This is a genomic window from Symmachiella macrocystis (assembly GCF_007860075.1).
Taxonomy (GTDB): domain Bacteria; phylum Planctomycetota; class Planctomycetia; order Planctomycetales; family Planctomycetaceae; genus Symmachiella; species Symmachiella macrocystis.
In genome coordinates this window covers 1,222,624-1,244,957 of the sequence record NZ_SJPP01000001.1, presented here as the reverse complement: position 1 = coordinate 1,244,957, position 22,334 = coordinate 1,222,624, and the positions used below count along the sequence as shown (strand labels likewise).

Here is a 22,334-nt window from a genome sequence, read left to right as displayed (position 1 = left end):
CAATAGACGAGGATAGATGATGATTGACTTACGCGGACGTGCACAAATGAGCTGTTGGTGTTTGGCGGCGGTCGTTGGATTCCTAATACCCACTACATGTTATGCACTGGCTGGGTCACGGCAAGTCGCCAAACCCGGCAAGCCCGTGCGAGCGCAGCCTCACTGGCCCGATGGTGTGGAGAAGTTTCTCAACGATCCGGCGCGGACCGATGGGTGGAGCGACTTTTTCAGCGATTGGCCAAGCGATGTTTGCAACTATGTGTTTCAAGTAAAAGATGCCGACGAACTCAACAAGTTACTGATCAAATTTGGAAAGATCAAATCATTTGATCTGGAAGTCAAACTGGCACCAGCTAAGGAACCAGGGAGCTTAGGCTGGGTGACGAAGCTTCCTCCAGGCAACGGATCCGCTGCTCTATTTTCGATAGGTAACCAAAAACAGGTTGCGCAATGGTACGATCGACTCGAAACTGATATTCGTCCCGGGGAGAGCGAGTTAAAGTTTGATAAGCGATCAGGCAAGATCCGTTTCTTAGCCATGCCTGAAGCCGTTCCCCCCACATTAACGATCTACGTCGACAACCCTGTGGTCGATTTGAAAAATCTGCGGATCCCCAAACGTATCACGGTCAGCGCAGGCCATGCGGTCCCGCCGTTGTTCAAGTCCTGGAACCGTGTCGAGAAACCCGACACACGTCGGCCGGTCAAGAATCCCGACGTCGCTCCTACGTTGAAGGCAATTGCGGAATTCATTGCCCGTCGCGATGAGGCAGTCAAGCAGGACTCATCACGACCCGACCCGCAATCAACTGATTGAAGATGCCGGCGCGCATGATTGTTTCAGCAGCGCCTCTGCCTCGCGCGGTCGGCGGATTTCGATGCGTTGCAAATGGGCGTACCGGTCGTCGCTAAACAGCTTTCGATATTCACGACGTCGGCGACGATAATTCTTGGTCATCCACCACAGAATCGAATCGCGGGAACTAATTGCCATGCGGGCGGTTTCGAAGTTGTTTCCCCACAGTGTTTCGCGGCGAGAGATGCGGCGGAACGTGCGTTTCAACAAGCGGCCGAAGGTCACGGGATACGAGTAGTTCAACCAGACGACGGTTGTGGCGCGCGCCAGATAGATATCCCGCAGGCGACCTTGGCTGTAGTTGCCGTCAATGACCCATGCCTCGTCGGCGACAGCGGCGGTTACCCAATTACGGAATTCTTCGATGGGCTTGGGTTGCCAGTTGGGTAGCCAAAATTGTGCGTCCATCTCGATGTGCCGCACACCCAGCTGCGCCGCCAATTTTCGCGCAAATGTGGTTTTCCCGGAACCGCAAGAGCCGATGATTGAGATTCGCTGCACGGAGAAACCTCGGGGCGCAATGCGGTTTCAAGAAGAATCAATTCCAGCGTGTCACTTCCTGTCGTGCGACAGCAAGTTGTGCGGTCAGATGTTCGGCTTCTTCAGGCGGGCAACTCTTCAAGCAACATTGCAGCACGTCGATCGCTTGGCCGGGGCGGTTCGCGCGGAGGGCGATCAGTCCTAGGTCGCGGCGCTGGTCGTACGATCCAGGTTGTAACAAAACGAGCCGATGTTGCACCATCCACGCGGCGGGCCAATTTCCCGTTTGCGAATGAATCGCCTTGAGGTTGTTGAGCATGCGAACCACGGTTTTTCGCGCGGAGGCCGGTTCTAACAAGACTTCACATTGTTCCGGGGGCAGTCCGGATGCTTGGCTGGCGCGGTGCAATGTTTCATCGAATGACAACACACAGCCGCCGCAAAAGGCATCGACAAATACCGGTCCATCCACCGCTTCATACCGCGTGAGAAAATGCGCGGGAGTGGAGACCCCGTGCAATGTCAAACCGGCGCGACGGGCGACCGCCATATACAGCAAGGACAAACTGATCGGAATGCCTCGCTGCCGTTGGATCACTCGGTGCAGGTAGCTGTTGTCGGGATCGCTGTAGGTTTCCGTATCGCCGGAAATTGCGTGCTGAACGGAAATGCAATCCGCGATAATTTGCAAAGCCTCCCGTTCGGACTTCGCAGCTGCGACTTTTCCTGAAATCTGCTTACCCGTCGCGTCGATCCAATTGAGCGTTTCCTCAAAATCCAAATCGGGATAGGCGTCGCGCGCCAGTTCAAGTGCCGCGACAGTGAGATCAACGTTGGACCGCCGTGTCAGCAACTTGGAAAATTCCGTGTCGCAACGATAGTCGGAATCAAACTCCATGAAGATTCATCCGGTGACAAGAATTCTGTGGCCGCCGAGAATTCTATCGTGCGGCGCTGGGTTCGACAATTGCCTGCCAGCGCCCAATTTTACGGAGCTGAGAGGATACGGCAAGGGCCGTTGTTGTCTGCCATGGCAAACGACAGCTGCTTCTCTGGACAGTTAGCGCCAAGTGGGACGCGTTTGCTCAGTCCAGTTGTTGGATGTGGGCACCCCGGCCGGTGGCTGTTGCTCTTCGAAACCGCTGGGAATGACCGGTTGTTGTTCATCTTCGTCGACGTAGCCGGGAACCAACGGTCCCTGGTCGGGGAACATTTGTGGTGAAGATTCTGTCGTCGGTCGCGGATCTGCTGCAATATTGGCCGTGTCGGGCGGAGTCACGCGGAATTGTCCGGTCGCATGGAACTCGCGTCCATCCGCAGTGGCCAATTCGGCGTGCAGCGTGACTTTCGAGGATTGCGGCGGATTGTGTAGTGGGAGTTCCAGCATGATTCCAGAGCCGAAAAATCCCGAATGCCAGGCTTGTTGCACCTCGGCGGGCGAAAAATCGTATGTGCCGATTTTTTGCCGGTCCTGGGGCTGGGTCATATCGAACAGGTCGATGTGAATTCCGCCGGGAACTTTGAGCAATTCCCCGTCTTGGTCCTGCGGGATGAGCAACACGGTTATCGCGTCGTCTCCCGGTAAACCGTCCTTGTCCAAACCGCCGGTCATATACTTATGCAATTCGATCCGCTCAACACGGAAGAGAACTTGGGCCTGTTCCGCGAGAATTGCCGGCGGCTGGCCCTGCTGCGCAAGTTGAGTCCGCAGCGTATCGGTTTCTGCTTGGGCAGCGCGCATGTTGGCGTTGGCTGATGCGAGCTGGTGCTGTAATTGCGAGATGGCGTCTTCTTGATCTCGCAATTGGCTTTCCAACACTTCGACATCACCGGTGGCGCAGCCGGCCAGAGTGATGGCCAGCAACAACGGCATCCATGTCCGCTTGAGCAAGTTCATTGGCAAATCCGGGATCCTTCCCGATAATTTGAGACGCGCGAAGTTTACGGCTGTATCGGCAGTGATTCTAGGACATTGTCGATCAAACCGTAGGATTTGGCTTCATCGGCCAACATGAAGTTGTCGCGGTCCGTGTCTTCTTCGATCTTTTCCAAAGTTTGGCCGGTATGCTTAAGCAGGATCTCGTTGAGCCGCTTCTTCATACGAATGACTTCTTTGGCGTGGATTTCCAGATCGGTGGCGGTGCCTTCCATGCCCGCGAGCGGCTGGTGAATCATGATCCGTGCGTTAGGAAGGGCATTGCGTTTTCCCGCAGCGCCGGCGGTGAGCAGCAATGCACCCATACTGGCGGCTTGACCCAGGCAATACGTTGCGACGTCGCAATTGATGTATTGCATCGTGTCGTAGATGGCCATGCCGGCCGTTACCGATCCGCCGGGCGAATTGATGTAGAGATGAATGTCTGATTGATCGTCATCGAACTGCAGGAACAGCAATTGAGCCACGATGTTGTTGGCGACGGCGTCATTGACCTGCGTGCCTAGAAAGATAATTCTGTCTTTGAGCAGGCGGCTGTAAATATCCATCGCCCGCTCTTCGCGGCCGCTCTTTTCGATCACATAGGGAACCAAGACGGACATGATATTTCTCGCTTTTTATGGCTTTTCCGTGAAACGCGCTCTATTGCAGCACGTCACGCTGGTTTTGAGATCGCAAAGTTCGTCGACGGGTAGCGGGTCCCGTCGAACTCACCGGCAAATGGGTCGTGTCACTCTAGTTCAAACCGCCTAGCGGCGGCAAGCGGAATTCGTCCCCCGCAGCCGACATCATCCGCCTGAATCACCGTGGTGCTTGGTTGTTGGACCCAGCGGCTCACGATCATTTTTTGTCATCTTTTTCTTCGATCGCATGGCCGAGAACTTCGTCGACCAAACCGTATTCCATTGCCTGGGGAGCGGTCAAATAGCGATCGCGTTCGGTATCGCGTTTGATAATGTCGATCGGCTGCCCGGTGTGCATCGCCAGAATTTCGTTGAGCACTTCACGGGTGTCTAAGATGTCCTTGGCCTGAATCTCGATATCCGAGACTTGGCCCCCCACTTCGCCGTAGGGTTGATGGATCATCATCTTGGAATGCGGCAGAGCAAACCGTTTGCCTTTGGTGCCGCCGGCCAGCACAATCGCGCCGCCACTGGCAGCCAAGCCAACGCAGTAAGTTGCGATTTCACAATCCAAAAATTGCATTGTGTCATAAATGGCCATGGTGGCAGTCACAGAACCGCCGGGCGAGTTGATATAGAAGTGAATATCTTGGTGCCGGTTTTCCGACTGCAGATACAACAGCTTCATGACCAGCAGATTCGCGCTACCGTCGTGGATCGGTCCGTCTAAGAACACAATCCGATTCTCCAACAGCAGGTCGCCGATTCCCATTTGTCGCTGCCGGGTGTAATCCCGCGATGCGTTTTGAGAATTGTAGCCTGCAACTGAAAAAGGGGTCGTCATTGCTTTTCCCCTCAATGATGTGGGTATGTTTTGAAACAAGTCCGTTTGTCGACAGTTTAGAGGATGGCCGCCCGCCGCCCAATAGCGATGTGGGCGGTAGAATCACAATTTGTTTCAAAAGCGGCAAGTCGTGTCCGCGACACGCAAGTTCGGTGCTTTTTTGGTACAAGCGCCACCCGGTTTTGAAACGGATTTTCGCGGCTTATTCGTCGTCCGATTCCGCGTCGTCGTCCGTTGCCGATTCCTCCGAGGGTGTTCCGGCTCCGCAAACCGCGAAGTCGACCGCTTCAATATCATTTTCACGGTCAGCTTCGGAGGGGATTTCGTTGAATTCTGCAGTAGAGAGCACGAATTCAATCGCCTTGCGCTCACGAATTTGAGCGGTCAGGTTTTCAATCATGCCCGATTTTTCGAGGCGGGCACGCAACCGGCGGGGATTTTCTCCCTGCTGCATGGCCATCATGGCGATTTCCATATCGACATCGACCGGTTGGGTTTCAATGTCTTCTTTGACCGCAATGCGGTCGAGCACGAAATGTTCTTTCAAAGCTTGCCGGGTGGTCGTCACCGCGTTTTGCCGCAATTCGTTTTCGCGTGCGCGGATCTCCGACTGTGTAAAGCCGGCTTGCTGCATCTCCAGGATTTCACGCCGCAAAGCGTTGTCCACCTGACGCATGACGAGCGACTCGGGCAATTCCCAATTCGCCGACTCGGTGATTTTCTCCAGCACCTGGGTGCGGGCCGCTTGACGTTCGTCGAATTTGGCTTGCCGCTCCAACATTTCGCGAATTTGTTTTTGCAGGTCCTCTTCGGAATCCACTCCGAGCGATCCCAAAAACTCTTTGTCGAGTTCCGGCAAATTTAACGTCTTGACCTCGTGGACTTTGATCGTGACTTGGACCGTCTCGCCTCGTAAATCGACATTGGCCGCTTCGGACGAAATTGTGACTTCCGCTTCGCGGGAATCGTCGGCCGACACGCCTTCCATCAGGTCGTCAAAGCCTTCCAGCTCGGCATCGTGAAACCCTAACGTTGGTTTCAGTTGCACTGTCTGATTATTAAATCGACCGAGCACTTCGCCGTTGTGGGTGAAGGAGAACGACGCTTCGACATATTGGTCTTTTTCGGCCGGTCCTTTGTGCGTTTCCAGTTCGCCATGTTGCGAAAGGAATTGCAACTGGTAGGCCTCAACGGCTTCGTCGGTGATCTCGCGCACCGGTTTGTCGATTTTGAGACCGTTGTATTCGGGAAGGTCGAACTCGGGGCGAACTTCGACGTCGAATTCGTATTCGAAATCCCCTTCTTCGGGGACTTCAATGTTCTCGACATTCAAGTTGGGTTCGTTGATGGCGTCGAGTTCGTGCTCCTCGGAGATTTGTTCCAAGCTCTCCATGAGCAGTTTCTCGCGGACCTGATCGCCAAGTTCTTTGCGGAATCGCTTTTGGATCAAATCGCGGGGCACGCGTCCCGGACGGAAGCCGGGAACCTGAGCATTGCCGACCAACTCGCTGACAGCGGCATCGTGTACGTCGTCGATATCCTTACGGGGCACGATGACATGCACGTGCTTTTTGCAAGGGCCGATGTCTTTGATTTCGACCTGCAACTCCATTTTAGCGGGTGCGTCATTTTCAGCAACGCCTGCATCTTCAGCGGTTTCGTCTGTCGTGGTCGCTTCGTTTTCGCTCATAGTCGGCAGGCCTATCGGCTCACAATTCATTTCTTTGTGAAAAAGTGGCAAGCACCGGCCGCGACATCGCCAAGTCGGCGGCAAATCACGAAATCGGGATGCCAACCGTGTTTTTTGGTCGGCCGCACGAAGTGAATGACAGCAGCATTCGACGTGCGGCTGTTTTGCCGGGTGCCAATAAAAAAAAGCGGGTGATGGGGATCGAACCCACGACAACCACGTTGGCAACGTGGTGCTCTACCACTGAGCTACACCCGCAGTACTCGGCGTTATAACAAAGCTAAGGCCATCGACTCAAGTCAACGGACCCATTCCGGCCCTCACAATTATGAAAAACTTCCGTCTGGGGGGAACGAACCACGTAAGCGGCCGGTTTTTAGCGGATTTTTGCGGAAAGCAACCGCGTCCAGAACAGCGGCACCCAACACCCACCGCCGCGTTCCTTCGCTTAGCCTCGAATCACCAGCCCGTGGGGGGTCGGATTCTCGGGGTGTGCGGAGGTGGGTGCTGGCCCGCTATCGAGGTCATTTCACATCGGTACCTGATGCGAATCACCTATCTGTGCAAATCCTACATTTTAAGCTTCAAAGAACAAGTAGGGAAATCACTCCTTTTTAAGAGATTAACTTACCAAATTTGCACGGTGTACCAGCAAAACCCCACTATTCCTACGGCGAGCGGTGTTAACGCATCAACGATGCTGCATTTCATGCGGAAATCAGCCAGCTTCGTTTGGTTAAGCCAGCCGGAAGACTTTTCTCGCGTAGAGAATCGCTTCGGCCAGGGCGTCGACCTCTTCCAGCGTGTTATAAAACGCAAAGCTGGCCCGTGATGTCGAGGAGACCTGCAGCCAATCGTGCAGCGGCATTGTGCAATGGTGTCCGACGCGGATTTCGACCCCTTTGCGATCCAGCAGTTCCCCCATATCGTGGGAATGCAAACCTTCGACTGCAAAGCTCACAATCGATCCTTTGTGCTCCGGGGCTGGGCCGAAAATTGTCAGGCCGGGAATCTGTGCTAAGCGTTCCTGCGCGCGGACCGTCAATTGGTGCTCCTGAGCGGCAATCGCTTCGAAGCCCAAATCGGTGACATAGTCGATCGCTGTTCCCAAAGCGATGGCCTGTGCGATCGGTAGCGTGCCCGCCTCGAATTTCGCCGGCAAATCCGCTGGTTCAAAGCGGTCCTCGTAGACATAGCGAATCATATTCCCACCACCCAGAAACGGGTCCATGGCGTTCAGCAAGGCCGCTTTGCCATACAGGACACCAATTCCTGTGGGGCCGTAAAGTTTGTGTCCCGAAAAGGTCAGAAAATCGATGTCGGATGCCTGCACGTCGACTGGCTGGTGGGGGACGCTTTGCGCACCATCGACCAGAATCACCGCTCCCACCGCATGAGCGCGGCGGGCCAATTCGTCGATGGGATTGATCGTGCCCAACACATTCGACATTCCCGTGACGGCGACGAGTTTCGTTTTTTCCGTGAGCACTTCGTCCAGTTGCGACAGATCCAACCGGCCATCCGGCGTCAGCGGCAGGTATTTGAGCGTTGCTCCCGTGGCGGCCGCTGCTTGTTGCCAAGGGACCAAGTTGGCGTGGTGTTCCATCAAGTTGACGAGGATTTCATCGCCGGCGGAGAGAAATTTGCGAGCCCAGCCATGGGCGACCAGATTGATGGCGGCGGTTGTCCCGGCAGTAAAGATGACCTCTTCGACAGCGGCGGCGTTGAGGAGGTTTTGTACGGTTTCGCGGGCGTTTTCGAGTTCGGTTGTCACTTGATCGCCGAGTGTGTGAACGCCGCGGTGCACGTTGGCGTTGTAGTTTTCGTAGCACTCGGTGACCTTATCGATCACGCATTGCGGTTTCTGGGTGGTGGCACCGTTGTCGAGATAGATCAGTGGCCGCCCTTCAGAGAGCGGCTTGCCCAGAATGGGAAAGTCGTTGCGGACGGCTGAGACATCGAGCGTTGGTTGCAATGCGGATTTTGTCATCGTGCTATTTTTACTTTTTGTACGACGGTGAGGCGTTGAACGTCGTGGTCGGCTGTAGAAAAAAGTGCAAACTGTATGATCCGTCAAAACATTGCGAAAGCAAGTCGTCTATGGAAATTGGCGAGGCGGTGCGGATCAATTCTCCGCCGGCGTGCCGTCGAGCGAATAGACCATCGTTTTGAGAACTTTAAAACCAAGCAGGCCGCACTTTTGGCGGGTGGCGGTCAACTGGACTTTGAGTAGGTCCAGCATTTGTTGTGCTTCGAAGTCCCGCAATTCCTCAAGGGTTTTTCCCTCGATTTCCTCGACCAGCATCGATGCGGCTGCTTGGCTAATCGCGCAGCCGTGCCCCTCGAACCATGCCTCTTGAACTTTGCCCGATTCATCCACTTTGAGGGCGAGTTGGATTTCGTCGCCACAAATCGGATTTTTGTCCCGGTATATGCACGTGGGGTTTTCGAGCGGACCTTTGTGGTACGGGGACTCGAAGTGGTCAAGAATATGTTCTTGGTAGAGATCGTCGCTCACGTTGCGACACCTGTTGCTTTCATTAAGAGGAAACGTCGAAGTCGCAGTAGGGCGCGTCGTGACGCACCTTTCTACGTAGTACGAATTACGGTCCAGAAGTTGTTCGACGAGAGTGGTACGAACCGTTGTCTGGTTGTACGTTGCTAAATTTCGTGGGGGGAATCGTTCGTTCTGGTGAGAAAAGTGCGTCGTGACGCACCCAACGTTCGGCGGCGCTGCGTTTTTTGCATTTTAGGCCCATCGCTGTGCCAAGCCAAGTCGCGGGTCGGTTTTAAGCTTTGCGGATGAAGTGCGAGGCGTAGCTGCGGACCTGTTGGCCGTTCAGAACGTGGACGAGTCGTAATTGCTGGACAGTTGACTGGCTGAAACGGCCGAGCGGAACATGCACCAGCCGTTTTCGGTATTTTTTCGCCAACCGCCGCCAACCGGGACCGGGGGGGAGGGGACTTAGCAGTGCGATGTGCCGCTCATTGCTGTGCAGACACGCAGCCGCCACGAGGCGTTCTTCCAAGGTTTCTGTGAAGTCCAGGCGGGGATCCATCCAGATGTCGGGGACGGGTCGCGGCGGAAACAGGAACATCGCCCCGCCGTAGGTCGCCATGCCGATACCCGGTCCGACCATGTCTCTGTGGTAGTCGGTCGCGAATAGCGCTAGCGTCGATTCGTCGTGATGTTCGGCCATCCAGGTCACCCGCCAAGGGTAATCGCGGGGATCAGCGGGAGAATCGAACAGCATCACCACGCAATCCAAGCCGCCACGGCTGGGGGGGATGACTTTGACATACAAATCACCCGTGTGCCAATTTCGAAGCGTCTCGCGGATGTCCAGGCCATCCATGATGCTGCAGTTGAACTTTTCACTGCGGGCCAAGTCGGTGCCGATGATGGCGTTGGCCTGATCTTTGACGTGCGTGCGGAAGTTTTCAATCGCCACATCTTCTGGCGGCCAGCTACATTGACGATACGGATCCCACCGATATTCCCAACGCTGTTGCTCGGCTTTATCCGGCCGCCGCTGCAGTTCACAGGTACGCCACGACACGGGAGAACCGGGCAGGCGGTTCTTGAGACCTACAATTTCGCCGTCGGGCAAGCGCGCGCGGTCGATGCTCAGCGGGATTGTCTCAAACGGTAGATTCTCTTGGTAGGGATAATCGCGGGCCGTCTCGGCGACGTGCATGGCGAATTGATCGCCGGCGAATTGCTGGGCGGCGATTACTAGCGTGTATAAATCGGGCGTGAGCCGACGTTCAACGAGCGAGAGGTTGCGGACGTACTTCAGATATTGCGCAAACAGATACGGCGTGAGGGGACGCGCGCGGTTGCCGAATTCTTTGCGATATTTTTTGCGGGAGACGAGCAACAATTCTTTGACGCCGTCGATCGATAGGTTTTCGTCATCGTCCAATTCGGCGCGGGCTCGTTCATACAACCCAGTGATGAACGGCAACTCGCCCAGCATAAATGCCAACGTTTTGGGGTCCGCCTGATAGCTATCGGTTTCGAACACCTCGTCATCTTCGGGTGGATTTTCCGGCGGCTGGGTATAGGCTTCGCGGATCCAGGGCCAGTCGACGAGTGAACAAATCAGCAGAATCGATTCGAAGCGGCCTTCCAAGGCGCGCAGGCAGCCTCCCATGGCGGCAATTCGGTCGCACACTTGTTCCTGCCGCGGCCGGGGAATTGCCGGCAAAATCCCAGCGGCAAATGTCTCCAGCGGTACCTGTTTGAGCGCATAGGGATCGGGCAGCACAGTGCTTGTTTCGAAGAACTCCTCGGTCTCCAGATCAATGAACGCGCGATGCATGTGTTCCTGAATGGCGATCCTCAATCCAGCGATCACACCTTGGCAGGGATCGATTGGCACATAACTGGCTTGCGGTTCGTCAGGATCAGAGGCCGCGTCGTCTGCATCGGGCGTCCACTCAGTCCCATAACCAGGTAAGCTTTCGCGCTGCACCACCAGCGAAACCGTGGGCAGGTATTCAATGGCCGCTTCGACATCGCATTGAAACGAAGACGGCAGCGGAACCGCGAGGCAATCAAACTGCTCCGACAACATCACCCGCCGCACTTCGAGAGCGCAATCTCCGCTGCCGTGAATGATCGGCAGGACGCGGATTTTGGGGCTGATACGGAGGAAGTCGCTGGGCACGGGGGGGTTAGGCCTTAGGCTTTAGACGGTAGGGTTGTGTGCGTGCTGCATCTCTGTTGACGGGCGATTTATGTGTCGTCTTCGTCATCATCAAAGTCGTCATCGTCCTGGTAGTCGGGGTGCATGGGGTCGCCGGGGTTGAAGAAGAAATCTCCCAGACCCATGGGGACGTTGGTGCCGCCCAAGGTTTGAGATTTGCGGTCGGCCAATGATTGCAGGTCGAGCGCCTCTTCGCCCAGGCAGCGTTCCAGAGACTCGCGCCAGGCGGCGTCTTTGCTCAGGGGGTGATCGGTATCCTGCGCCAGCCGCTTGACGGCATACCGCAGCAAGTTAATACCGTCTCGGGTCGAGAAATCGAGTTTTAACTCGTGCGCCTGTTGCAGAAATTCGACCGTGAGGTTGAGCATCTCTTCTTCGGCGAACGGCAAATGGTATTTGAGGATCGCCAACTCGTCTTCGCGGCTGGGAAACGACAGTCCGAGCGTCGGTTGCAGGCGGCTGAGGATGTAGTCGGGGATTTCGAAGGTCGACTCGTCGTCATTCATCGTCACCGCACAGCGGAAGTCCTTGTGGGCGTGGATCGTGATGCCTGCCACAATTGATTCGACGTAGCGGCGATGATCCAGCAGTGGAGCCAAACTGGCCCACGACTTTTCGTTCATGCGGTTGCCTTCGTCGAGAATGCAGATGCCGCCGCGAATCATGGCAGTCACCAGCGGTGAGGCGTGGTAGGCAATTTTTCCGCTTTCGGCCAGTACGGGTGTGACCAACAGGTCCTCAGGACGGGTGTCGGCCGTGCATTGGTAGATGTAGAGGTCCTGTTTGCGGACCCGTGCTCCGGACATACCCAGCGTGGTCTTGCCGATACCGGGCGTGCCGACCAACCGGGGTGTGAGCGCCAAATCGGCGTCGTCGACCACGAGCCAGCAGGCCAGTAGCTGTTTGAGGATTTCTTCCTGTCCAATCCAATGTCCGTCCGACTCATCGGGACGGCCGAGTTGGAGCGTCGTTCCATCGATTTCTGTGGATACAATCATGCGGTTTTGTGGGGATATTGTAGAGTAAGCGAGGAATATTGTTCAAAAAAGCGGGGCAGCCGCTATTATACCAGCCCACCCGCGCAGGGGACAGAGGCTGCGTCAACGCAAGTGGCCATTGGTTCGAGTGTCTACCGGCCGGAAATACCCCGCGGATTATTTTACGAGTACCTTCATGAGCAAGCAGACAGCGATTCCGACAAGTCCCAAAGACGTTGGCGAAGACCGGGTCTTGTTAGCCGGGCCTCGATCACGGACGAGTGAATTCTTTCGGGTATTGCGGATCGTACGCGAATTCATCCGCGGGTTTCGCGCTCTGCACTTTTTGGGACCCTGTGTGACCGTTTTTGGTTCGGCCCGATTTGAACCGGGACATCGGTATTACGAACTTGCCCGCGAAATCGGCCGCGGCATCAGCAAACTGGGCTTTGTGACGATCACCGGCGGCGGACCGGGCATCATGGAAGCCGCTAATCGAGGGGCGCACGAAGCGGGCGGGCAGAGCATCGGCTGCAACATCGTACTCCCGGAAGAACAAGATCCGAATCCTTACGTCGATAGAACTGTCACCTTCCGGTACTTCTTTGTCCGCAAGGTGATGCTGGTCAAGTATTCGCAGGCATTCGTGATCATGCCGGGGGGCTTCGGCACGATGGACGAAGCCTTCGAGGCGGGCACGCTGATTCAAACGGCAAAAATCCACGACTTCCCCGTGATTTTCGTGGGAGTCGAGTATTGGGACCGGCTGTTTCGGTTTCTGCGCGAGGACATGGTGAGCGAGGGGACGATCAACGAAAACGAATATAGCCTGTTCACGTTGACCGATTCGGTGGAGGAGGTCATGGAAATCCTTGAAGCTTGCCCCTCAACACGCATCGTCACACCCCCTCAAAAACAACCGGCCCGCAGTTGGGAGTTGGCCTAGGCGGCTCCATAAACTCCATTTGCCGCTGCCACGCCGGCACCGGGGGTGACGGAAATACCTTGGTCCGTCAAGCAGCGTTCCAGAGCCGCTAATAACAACAGCACATTGCGATTGCTGCTGGCTGCGCCCATCAGGCCGATCCGCCAAGTCTTACCCGCCATCGGGCCGAGTCCGCCGCCGATTTCGATACCGAATTCGCTCAGCAGTTGTTTACGGACGGCAGCGTCCTCGACTCCTGCGGGGATCACCACAGCGTTGAGTTGCGGCAGCCGGTGGTCGGCGGGGACGGCGTATTGAATGCCGAGCGCCTCCAATCCAGCACAGAGAGCCAGGTGATTTTGGCGATGCCGGTCGAAGCGGTTTTCCAACCCTTCTTCCAACACCAGCCTCAAGGCTTCGTGCAGGGCGTAGTTCATGTTGATGGGAGCGGTGTGATGGTAGGCGCGTTTGCCTCCCCAATAGTTGCGGACCATCGACATGTCGAGGTACCAACTGGCGACTTTGGTTTTGCGGGCGTCCATCACCTCCAGAGCAGCTGCACTGAAGCTCACCGGAGCTAGGCCGGGTGGGCAGCTGAGGCATTTTTGTGTGCCGCTATAAACGGCATCGACGTTCCAAGCGTCGATCTCGACTGGGACGCCTCCTAAGGAGGTCACCGTGTCAATCAATAGCAATGCGCCAGCGTCATGCACGACACGGCTGATCTCTTCGATCGGCTGTAGCGCGCCGGTGGAGGTTTCGGCGTGAATCAGTCCGACGACTTTAGGTTTCACACGGGCGACGACCTCGGCGATCTCGTCAGCGTTGAAGACTTCGCCGAAGGGGCGTTCGATGGTGGTGACCTCAGCTCCGGCGCGGGTGGCGACATCGGCCATCCGCGTGCCGAACACACCGTTGACCCCCACGACCATGCGGTCGCCCGGTTCGATGAGGTTGACCACGCAGGTTTCCATTCCCGCACTGCCAGTCCCGCTGACGGCGAGGGTCAGTTCGTTCTTGGTACGAAACACCTCGCGCAACATCGATTGCATTTCATCCATGACGCGCAGGAAATAGGGATCGAGATGCCCCACAATCGGCGCGCTCAAAGCGGCCAGCACGCGGGAATCAACATCACTGGGACCCGGACCCATCAAAATGCGCTGCGGGGCGGTCGTTGTCGTGGATTGAACAGCAGCCATGGAAAAGTCCTTAAGGAATGTCGTCGTTGAAAATGGTCGCCCCGAAAAGTCGTCATACACTCTCACTGCGAGAGAGCCGGAGTGAGCGCCGCCGCGTGATGCGACGCTCCCTATCCTAACCAGCCGCTGCCAAGAAACGAAATGTGCGCCGCAAAATCCCCGCTCAATCGCCTGGCGGAGTTTCCTGAATCAATTTGCTGATCTGTTTGAACGTATCGCTGCCCGAGGCTTCGCACCACTCGAACATGGCCGACTCAGCGGTGAGGATCACTGCTCCGGACGCTTCCATCCGCCGCAGGGCGATTTGCCAGTCCATTTTTTTGCGGCTGGCGACGGCATCCGCGGCAACGTAGACCTGATACCCGCCGGCCAGCAGGTCGAGTACCGTTTGCAGGACACAGACATGCGCTTCCATACCGATTACCAGCACTTTGTAGCGGCCGTCGGACTGGTCGGCAGCGGCACCCCAGTTGAGTGCTTCGCTGCAACTGAAACGAAGTTTGTCCGCTGGCGAATCGAGCAGTTGGGCCAATTCCGGCACGGTGCCTCCCAAGCCTTTGGGGTATTGCTCGGTGGCATGGACGGGTATTACAAACAACCGCGCTGCCCGAATCAGCCGGGAACATTCAAAGATCAACCGGTCGGCAACGGGGATGGCCGGGATCAGTTTCTCCTGCACGTCCACAACCAGCAAGCGGCATTGCGCGTGTGAGAGTAACTCGTTACTGCGAAGATAGGGGTCTTGTGGGCTATTCATGCCCGGATGCTACGGTCGCCCGCCGGCGCCTGTCAAGGATTGCACAGCGTCGAAAAATGTTGCGTGGGTCGAGGGCGCCGCGTACACTGAATGCAGAGTCTTTGCGACGATGATTTTCCCATGCACCGGTACTCATCTGGAGAATGGACGAATGTGCTTGCGCGGCCTGTCCTGTATTGCCGGTCTCTTGTTGTGGGTCGCAGCCACGGACTGCCACGCTGCTGAGCCGTTACCGGACAGCGACCGCGGCATTCGTCTTGCTCCCGCCCAATGGCAGCAACTGGATGGCGTTGTGGATCGCGGATTGGAGTATCTGGCCGCGCACCAACAGCCGGACGGATCGTTCGAAGCTCCACCGGTTGGGCAACCGGCGATCACTAGTTTTTGCGTGATGGCGTTTTTGTCCCGGGGACATGTTCCGGGGCAGGGGCCTTACGGCGAGCAACTCAACCGAGCCATTGAATACGTGCTCGCGTCCCAACAACCCAACGGCCTGTTGTGCCGATTACGGCCAGGTGGGGAGGAATGGAAGATGTTTGGCGGGTATCACCATCCGATTGCCGGTTTGATGTTGGGTGAGGTGTACGGCATGACCGGCTCGCCACAACACGCGCGGATTCGCACAGCCATTGAAAAAGCATTGCTGTTTTCCCGCCGCGAACAAACCAAACCGCGCCCCTATCCGCAGGAAAAAGGGGGATGGCGATACCTCAGTCGCAGCGCGATCGACGCCGATCTGTCGATCACGGCTTGGCAGTTGATGTTTTTGCGGTCAGCAAAGAACGCGGAATTCGACATCCCGGAATCACACATCGAGGAAGCGGTCGGATTTGTGCGGCGTTGTTATAATCCCCAGCGCGGCAGTTTTTCCTATGGGCTGCGGGGCCGGCAGCGGAGTTTTTTCAGTCGCTCGATGGCCGGTGCGGGGGTTTTATCGTTGTCGTTGGCGGGTGAGCATCAGACGGACATGGCACGGCAGACGGCGCAATTTATTCTGGACCATCCGTTTGACCGATTCAATCGCGGCGGACTGACCGCAGAGGACCGGTATTATTACGGGGCCTATTATTGCAGCCAGGCGATGTACCAACTGGGGGGCGAGAATTGGCGGAAGTTCTATCCCGACTTGTTGCGTACGTTTGCGGAAAACCAGCGCGGAAACGGCGCGTTTGACCGTGAAGCGAACCAGGACGGCCCGTTGGGATTTTGTTATTCCACGTCGTTTGCCATCCTGGCGCTGACACCACCTTATCAGCTGTTGCCGATTTACCAACGTTGATGTACCGGTTGGCCACGTGATCGGGATGTTGTGGTCCGTGCATTCGGCGTGAGGAGCGAAACGGAGTTTCGCATGGTTGTGTTCCCAAATGGAATTTGGGAACGAGTTACGTATTGGGTGGCTTACTATTCTTGGGGGCGTCCGCTGATCCTTGTGCGGCCTGTGGGATTGTCGGCTGGGAATTTCGGTCCCGTTTCGTTGCCTTCGGCGGGGATTTCGAGGGGGGCGTTTTGCTGTGTCTCCATCGAGACATCCTCAACGGGCGGGCTCAACGGCGGCATGTCGTCGAACAATCCCGGGTGCTTTGACAGCCGTTCGATTTGTTCACTGAGTTCGTCACCCAGTTCAATCGATTCGTCAAAATCGACTGGCGCGGGGGCTTGGATGTCGATGGGAATCGAATTGGACGGTGGAGCAATGAAGGACGGCCGGGCCGCCTTGCGCTGTTGATAGACGGAATCGTCCCAGACGCCGGCTTCGTCAATAAACATGGTGCCCATGTCGCGGTTGACTTGCAGTCGGCTAGTTTCGTAGCTGACCCAACTGCCAATCAAACTGTCTTGGGCGCGAAGGATGGCGTTCAATGAGTTCAACAAGTTCAAACCGATGTCGCTCGAGCGCGACTGGCCGGCTTGTGCAGGGGCGGTGGTGGCGTCGACCGCTTGGTCATACTGAATCGCGGCGGAGCGGACCGCTTGACGGGTCAGTCCAAAAGCCGTTCGATTCGCAGCCAAATCCCGCCAATCACTGCGGATTTCGAATTTTACGGTGTCTTCAAACTGCATATAGGCCCGCCGTGCGCGTTGATATTCGATCAAGGACGCGCGATAAAAGTTCCGTTCTTGGATTTGTACGACGGGAGCGGTAAAGGCCAGTCCGGCGCGGAAGCTGCTGTTACGGCCGCGGAAATCGAGCGGATTGTCATTCCCCTCAAACAAGGATCGGGTCGCCACATCGCCTTCGACAACGACATCCAGGACCGCTTCGAGTCGGTTGGCGGCGACTTCTAATCTTCGCCGTGCGTCCATCACAAACGCGCGTTCGTTTTTGAGGTCCAGACGCTCTTGCATTCCCAAACGGACCGCATCCTCCATAGAGAGGTCAAACGGTGCTAATTCGATCAACTCCACACGGATGTCGATTTGGACCACCGACAAACCTTGGACGATGGTGAGCAACTTTTCGCGTCGTTCATTGACGTCCTCGTAAAGTTGGCTGCGATATTCCTGTGTCACCTCACCGGCGTCGAGCTTCTTCAGGTATTGCTGAAGCTGATTGGCCGTTGCGTTGAGGTCGACCACGAGTGATTCAAAAATCCGACGGTCACGTGCGACGTCTCGTGTCAATCGTTCCCGGTCGATCTCTTCGGTCATCGTTTCCAAACGGCGGTCCCAAACCGCCTCTAGGCGATTGAAGTCAGCCAATACGGTCTCCACGCCATCGGCACGGATCACTTCCTGGACGACCAGCAACTGGCGAATGCCTAACAGAAGGTCCTCCACCGGGGGATCCTCCTCGTCGATTAGCCCCCATTGATTCAAGTAATCTTCAAGTTCGTCTTGGAGAGACGTCAGCCGCGGATCGATGAGTTGAAATTGTGTCAGCAGCGATTCATCGATCGAGACCACCGAATCGGTCGGTATACCCATTTGGATTTTATAAGTGTCCAATCGATTTTGGTACGTAGCGAGGTTGCGTGCGAGTGTGCTTTTTGCCTCAGCCAATTCCGTTTCCAACTGGGCGACGTCCAACGGCGTGACCTCTCCATTGGTTCGCTGGAAGAGGTCGCGGATTACGAGTTGATACGCAGGATCATCACTCAAGCTTAAGAGGATATCGCGATCCTCTTCAGACATCGTTTCTAGCCAAAACAGGTTCTTGGTCGTCTCGTCATATCGGATTCGATCCGCCACAGAATCGGGAAATTCAATCCCGTCAGGTAGTTGTTCCAACGGTTCTCCCGGGTTACTGGGGCGTTCCGCGGAAACAGCTCTTAGCCGGCGAATCTGGACCTCCAGTTGGCGGATGTTGGTTTCTTGGTTGAAGATCCCTTGCCGTAAACCGATCAATTGCAGATACCCGCCGGCGCCGCTGACGATGTCCACAAAAAAGGTTTTGCGGAATCTCGCAAAATCGCGCATGGCATACAATGCGTCGCGTTCCGATTGCGTCAGGCTTTCCAACGCCACTTTACGGCCACCGCCCAACAGCAATGGTTGCACTAAGTTGAATGACAGGGCGCTGGCCGTGTCCGATTTGTTGTCGCCGCTGAACAGCCACAACGTGTTGTTGGCCAATTCAATCGCCCATTGCCCGCCGCTGGGGAGCAATTTGCTCACGCCGATGCGGTTGTCCCAGGCCAATGATGTGTCGCCATCGCCCAGTGCGACATATCCCACATCGCTGGTCGGCTTGTTGCCGCCGATACCCAGAAACTGTACGTCGTACCGAAAACGTTGGAACGTCAATTCCAACGCAGTGAGATACAGTTGTTCCAGTTGGAATTGAAAATCGCGGCTGTTGATATAGGTCAGTTCGATCGCGTCCCCCATCGTCATGTTTTCGATGACCGGGACCGGTGGCGAGAATTGGGCTTCGAACGAATAGCCGAGTTCATAGCCGCAGGCGGCCTCTTCCGGCGAGACGCCGAAGTTTTCCAGCCATTGCGGGTTTTCGACCGTCATGGTTTGACCAAAGTCATGCCAACCTTGGTACCCCAACATGCCGTGCACCCATTCCATGTATTCAAACGCGGCTGGATCGTCGGGAGGCAGCGGAGGTTCGTCAGGATCGTACGGATCGTAAAACCGGCTGCGAGGATCGGGCTCCAAGTTGGTCCGCGGAATCCACCACTCCTCGTTGGTCATTTTCTCAGCCAGGACGCGATAGGTTTCGCGATCAGCATGCTGCCGCCAAAAACTTCGTGAACATCCCGGGAGCAGAGTGACTGCGCAGAACAGAAACAACAGGGCAGGGCAGCGACGGCGCAGCGCCGCACTAACCGATGTTTCAGCCGAAGGCACAAGGCTTTGGTGGGGCATTAGGTTTGAGTTCATGGCAAACAGCTTTGCATTTCTGGCGGCTAAAACAGTGGCGTTGCGAGCGTTGGGCTGGTGGAAGCTTGACTGTTCATTGTCGATTCGTTGTGGCGCGGACTCCCGTCAGCGGAATCGAGAACGCCGTGGAGTTGCCTGAGTTGATCGGTCAAATTCCGGCATTGGGACAGCGGCCAATCGGCCAGCAAATCTCCGGCCGAGCGATGGTAAACGTCCCGAGCTTGGTTCAACCGCGCGGCCCCTTTTTCGGAGAGTCGAATCAGGCTTTTGCGGCGATCGGATTGTGAGCGGCGGCGTTCAACCAATCCGTCAGTCACCATGCGATCGAGGAGGGTGCTGATGTTCGATTCGGAGTTGCGCAACTGTCGGGCCAATTCTTTTTGAGAACAGCCGGTAGGGTCTGCCTCTTCGATGGCTTGCAACACGGCGAAACGGGCGTCATTGAGTCGGCATTGGGCGAAGTCTGTCGTCAACTGCGTACGCCAGGCTTCGGCGAGTTGCAGGACAGTCATCATCAGTTCGCAAGACGTGCCGGGAGACGACACCGATGGCGAGTCACCATTGTCTTTTTCGGAGCAGTCTGGAATTGGCCTGGGTAAGGACTGTTGATCCATCGCGAAACGATCGTTTTGAGACAGCGGGAACGGATTTCGTTAGCTATCAAATCTTTCGGTTACGAATCGTTCGTGACTGAACCTTTTTTTCGATAGAATCGTTACAATTTACGCATTCCCAACAACCGGTTGTTGGTGGGCGGGGCACAAATAGGCGATTGAGGGACCAATAAGCGTTGCTCAGAAGGTTCCAGCCCCGCTATGCTGGGCTGCGAGTGTCCTGAGGCGACAACAACTTCGCAGTTTCCGGTCACAGTGGTTTGGGGTATAATGACTTATTGCGCCGCGCTGCGACGAAAGCACCACCTGCCATGATTTCGACATGGGCGCCTAATTTCAGTGCGAGATTCCTGTAGCAGCCCGAGTTTCCTGTAGCAAACAATTGATGAATAACTCACTCACTCCATTCGGTTGGAAATTCAGCATCGGCACGTGGTTTTCGGTCCGCGTGTACGTGAGCGTGTTATTCCCGCTGGCGATTTTCTATTTCTTGTGGCTCTTCGGGCCTGCCATGGGGGGTATGCTTTCGGGCCTGCTGTTCGTGAGCGTGCTGTTGCATGAGTTCGGGCACATTTTTGGGGCGCGAATCACCGGGGGGTTTGGGGACGAGATCTTGATCTGGCCCTTGGGCGGGCTGGCTCAATTGTCCCCAGCCAACAATACCCGCGGCAAATTGATCGCAACGGCAGCAGGACCGGCGGTCAACTTGGCGATTTGTTTACTGTTGGCGCCGTTTGTGTACCACTCACCCTATTTGAATAACGCGTTCATTCCGTTGGTCGCGCCAATCACCCGGGAGACTTTCGCAGCTGGAAACATGCTCGACAATGTTGTGTTGTTGGGCTTTCACATGAATTTTGCTTTGTTGATGCTCAACCTGCTGCCCGCTTGTCCGTTGGATGGGGGGCAAATGTTGCGGACGACGCTCATGGCCAACATGGGCAATTCGCGCGGGATGGATTGGTCGGTTAAGGTCGGCTTTGCGGTCGCGTTGTTGGTATTTCTGGTCGCCATTATCAATAACCACGTGTTGGTGATGAGTCTCGCGTTCTTGTTCTTTCTGACTGCGTTTTTGGACATGCAGCGAATGAAAATGGGCGAGTATTATGAAGACTCGTTTATGGGTTACGATTTCTCGCAAGGCTACACCAGCCTGGAGCGGACCGAAGAGGGAACGCCGCAACGCCAACCGGGATTGATCGCCCGTTGGCGCAACAAACGCGCAACCGAAAAACGGCGACGCCTTGAAATCGAAGCCCGCGAAAACGAACTGAAGGTCGACGCCATTCTCGCCAAGCTGCATGACAAAGGGATGGAGTCGCTCACCGAATCCGAAAAACGGCAATTGAAACGGGCCAGTTCTCGGTACAAGGACAAAGATCAAAGCCCAGGTTAGGCCTGCGCGATTTCAACAAGATCGACCTGCCGAAACCGTCCCGTGTCCATATTCGCCCCGCCGACGATTAGCAATCGGTCATCGCCGACCGGTAGCATGCGGTGGAAAAATCGCGAAGTGGGGAGTTGCTGAACGGTGCTCCAGGTGTTGGTCTCTAGGTCCATGCGTTGAAGATGTCCTTGGACGGTGCTGACATACAGCGACCCGCCGACAGCACACGCGGCTGCGCCAAAACCTTCGTCAGCCGCACCATCGAGCGCGGGGCCGGAGGACCATGTTTGTGTTGCCGGATCAAACACATCGACCGCACCAGTGGGGCCGCCACGGTTTTGCATGCCGCCGATGACATAGAGTTTGCCGTCAAAAGCAGCCGTCGCCAACGCGCGGCGCTCGAAAGGGGGCGTGGGAAGTTCTCGCCAAGCAAAGGAGTCCGCGGTTAAATCGGCCACCAGGGCCGTTGTTTGCCAGGAGGATTCTTCCTCACCGGACAGCGTCCAACCGCCGACGACGTACAGTTGATCTCCCACAACAATCGCGTCGTGCGACGACCGTGGTGTGCGCAAGGCGGGCAGCGCTTCCCACTTGCCGGCCGCGAGGTCGAATCGGGCGCAATCCGTGACCGACCAAAGATCGTTCGGCTCGCCTTGTTGATTCCGCGCAGCGAATCCGCCGATACGGTAGAGCTGGCTGGCGTGCGACGCCAACGCCAAACCTTGCAACCGCGGTCCGGGCGGTAACTCTTCCCAGGCTGCGGGCTGATCCAACGCGATGCGCCGTAATTGGTTGGACTGTCCGGCTTGATAATACTCGTGAGCGCGGCCGCAATGCCCGCCGTAGAGATAGGCTGCGCCGTCGCAGACGGTTGCACCAAAACTGGTTATGCCTTCCGGGAGTTCCGGATAATGAAGAGTCACGAGTTGACTTGCCTCGATATTATGAGTTGTAGGGCGAATTTTTCGTTATCTTCGTATTTCTCGGCCGGGACCG

At 56.1% G+C, this 22,334-nt stretch carries 19 protein-coding genes and 1 tRNA gene; 4 read left to right on the top strand and 16 right to left on the bottom strand.

Features of this window, described 5'->3' with window-relative positions:
- Positions 1 to 16: 16 nt before the first annotated feature.
- Positions 17 to 817: a hypothetical protein gene (locus CA54_RS04820; protein WP_146369711.1), complete on the top strand. Its 801-nt coding sequence runs from the start codon at positions 17 to 19 to the stop codon at positions 815 to 817.
- Here CA54_RS04820 and CA54_RS04815 read toward each other — a convergent pair.
- From CA54_RS04815 to CA54_RS04765, 11 genes are all read right to left on the bottom strand, one after another.
- On the bottom strand, positions 806 to 1,357 hold the full coding sequence (locus tag CA54_RS04815) for an AAA family ATPase (RefSeq protein WP_197532209.1): 552 nt from the start codon (positions 1,355 to 1,357) through the stop codon (positions 806 to 808). The genes CA54_RS04820 and CA54_RS04815 overlap by 12 nt on opposite strands.
- A gap of 37 nt (positions 1,358 to 1,394) precedes the next feature.
- Positions 1,395 to 2,234, bottom strand: coding sequence for a SirB1 family protein (locus CA54_RS04810; protein WP_146369709.1), 840 nt, complete (start codon positions 2,232 to 2,234; stop codon positions 1,395 to 1,397).
- A 162-nt stretch (positions 2,235 to 2,396) separates the two neighbouring features.
- Entirely contained in the window at positions 2,397 to 3,233 is an 837-nt protein-coding gene (locus tag CA54_RS04805) for a hypothetical protein (RefSeq protein ID WP_146369708.1), read from the bottom strand.
- Positions 3,234 to 3,277: 44 nt separating this feature from the next.
- Positions 3,278 to 3,874, bottom strand: coding sequence for an ATP-dependent Clp endopeptidase proteolytic subunit ClpP (gene clpP, locus CA54_RS04800; RefSeq protein WP_146369707.1), 597 nt, complete (start codon positions 3,872 to 3,874; stop codon positions 3,278 to 3,280).
- Between the two features lie 238 nt (positions 3,875 to 4,112).
- On the bottom strand, positions 4,113 to 4,739 hold the full coding sequence (locus CA54_RS04795) for a ClpP family protease (RefSeq protein ID WP_146369706.1): 627 nt from the start codon (positions 4,737 to 4,739) through the stop codon (positions 4,113 to 4,115).
- Between the two features lie 202 nt (positions 4,740 to 4,941).
- Positions 4,942 to 6,429, bottom strand: a complete 1,488-nt coding sequence (tig, locus tag CA54_RS04790) for a trigger factor (RefSeq protein ID WP_146369705.1) — start codon at positions 6,427 to 6,429, stop codon at positions 4,942 to 4,944.
- 186 nt (positions 6,430 to 6,615) lie between these two features.
- Positions 6,616 to 6,687: transfer RNA gene (locus CA54_RS04785), tRNA-Gly, on the bottom strand.
- A gap of 478 nt (positions 6,688 to 7,165) precedes the next feature.
- A complete protein-coding gene (locus CA54_RS04780) occupies positions 7,166 to 8,419 on the bottom strand; it encodes an aminotransferase class V-fold PLP-dependent enzyme (RefSeq protein ID WP_146369704.1) in 1,254 nt (417 codons plus the stop codon).
- Positions 8,420 to 8,554: 135 nt separating this feature from the next.
- Positions 8,555 to 8,947 carry a Fe-S cluster assembly sulfur transfer protein SufU gene (sufU, locus tag CA54_RS04775; RefSeq protein ID WP_146369703.1) on the bottom strand — a complete coding sequence of 131 codons (393 nt, stop codon included), beginning with the start codon at positions 8,945 to 8,947 and terminating at the stop codon, positions 8,555 to 8,557.
- Positions 8,948 to 9,218: 271 nt separating this feature from the next.
- Positions 9,219 to 11,102: a hypothetical protein gene (locus tag CA54_RS04770; RefSeq protein WP_146369702.1), complete on the bottom strand. Its 1,884-nt coding sequence runs from the start codon at positions 11,100 to 11,102 to the stop codon at positions 9,219 to 9,221.
- Between the two features lie 68 nt (positions 11,103 to 11,170).
- Positions 11,171 to 12,139, bottom strand: a complete 969-nt coding sequence (locus CA54_RS04765; RefSeq protein ID WP_146369701.1) for an AAA family ATPase — start codon at positions 12,137 to 12,139, stop codon at positions 11,171 to 11,173.
- Between the two features lie 175 nt (positions 12,140 to 12,314).
- Between CA54_RS04765 and CA54_RS04760 the strand changes: the two genes are divergently transcribed.
- Positions 12,315 to 13,064 (top strand): LOG family protein, encoded by a 750-nt coding sequence (locus tag CA54_RS04760; RefSeq protein WP_146369700.1) that lies wholly within the window; start codon positions 12,315 to 12,317, stop codon positions 13,062 to 13,064.
- Here CA54_RS04760 and CA54_RS04755 read toward each other — a convergent pair.
- Together CA54_RS04755 and CA54_RS04750 are read right to left on the bottom strand one after the other, a co-directional pair.
- Entirely contained in the window at positions 13,061 to 14,245 is a 1,185-nt protein-coding gene (locus CA54_RS04755) for a pyridoxal-phosphate-dependent aminotransferase family protein (protein ID WP_146369699.1), read from the bottom strand. The two genes, CA54_RS04760 and CA54_RS04755, sit on opposite strands and share 4 nt — an antisense overlap.
- A 163-nt stretch (positions 14,246 to 14,408) precedes the next feature.
- Complete coding sequence (locus tag CA54_RS04750) at positions 14,409 to 15,002, bottom strand: hydrolase (protein ID WP_146369698.1); 594 nt, start codon at positions 15,000 to 15,002, stop codon at positions 14,409 to 14,411.
- A 151-nt stretch (positions 15,003 to 15,153) separates the two neighbouring features.
- Here CA54_RS04750 and CA54_RS04745 point away from each other — a divergent pair, with 151 nt between their 5' ends.
- On the top strand, positions 15,154 to 16,281 hold the full coding sequence (locus CA54_RS04745) for a prenyltransferase/squalene oxidase repeat-containing protein (RefSeq protein WP_146369697.1): 1,128 nt from the start codon (positions 15,154 to 15,156) through the stop codon (positions 16,279 to 16,281).
- A gap of 125 nt (positions 16,282 to 16,406) precedes the next feature.
- On the opposite strand, the gene CA54_RS04740 is transcribed toward CA54_RS04745, so the two are convergent.
- Together CA54_RS04740 and CA54_RS04735 are read right to left on the bottom strand one after the other, a co-directional pair.
- On the bottom strand, positions 16,407 to 19,337 hold the full coding sequence (locus CA54_RS04740) for a TolC family protein (protein ID WP_146369696.1): 2,931 nt from the start codon (positions 19,335 to 19,337) through the stop codon (positions 16,407 to 16,409).
- Between the two features lie 26 nt (positions 19,338 to 19,363).
- Positions 19,364 to 19,852 (bottom strand): MarR family winged helix-turn-helix transcriptional regulator, encoded by a 489-nt coding sequence (locus tag CA54_RS04735; protein ID WP_197532208.1) that lies wholly within the window; start codon positions 19,850 to 19,852, stop codon positions 19,364 to 19,366.
- A 484-nt stretch (positions 19,853 to 20,336) separates the two neighbouring features.
- Between CA54_RS04735 and CA54_RS04730 the strand changes: the two genes are divergently transcribed.
- Complete coding sequence (locus tag CA54_RS04730; protein WP_146369694.1) at positions 20,337 to 21,347, top strand: site-2 protease family protein; 1,011 nt, start codon at positions 20,337 to 20,339, stop codon at positions 21,345 to 21,347.
- On the opposite strand, the gene CA54_RS04725 is transcribed toward CA54_RS04730, so the two are convergent.
- Positions 21,344 to 22,261: a Kelch repeat-containing protein gene (locus tag CA54_RS04725; RefSeq protein WP_197532207.1), complete on the bottom strand. Its 918-nt coding sequence runs from the start codon at positions 22,259 to 22,261 to the stop codon at positions 21,344 to 21,346. The genes CA54_RS04730 and CA54_RS04725 overlap by 4 nt on opposite strands.
- Positions 22,262 to 22,334: the final 73 nt, after the last annotated feature.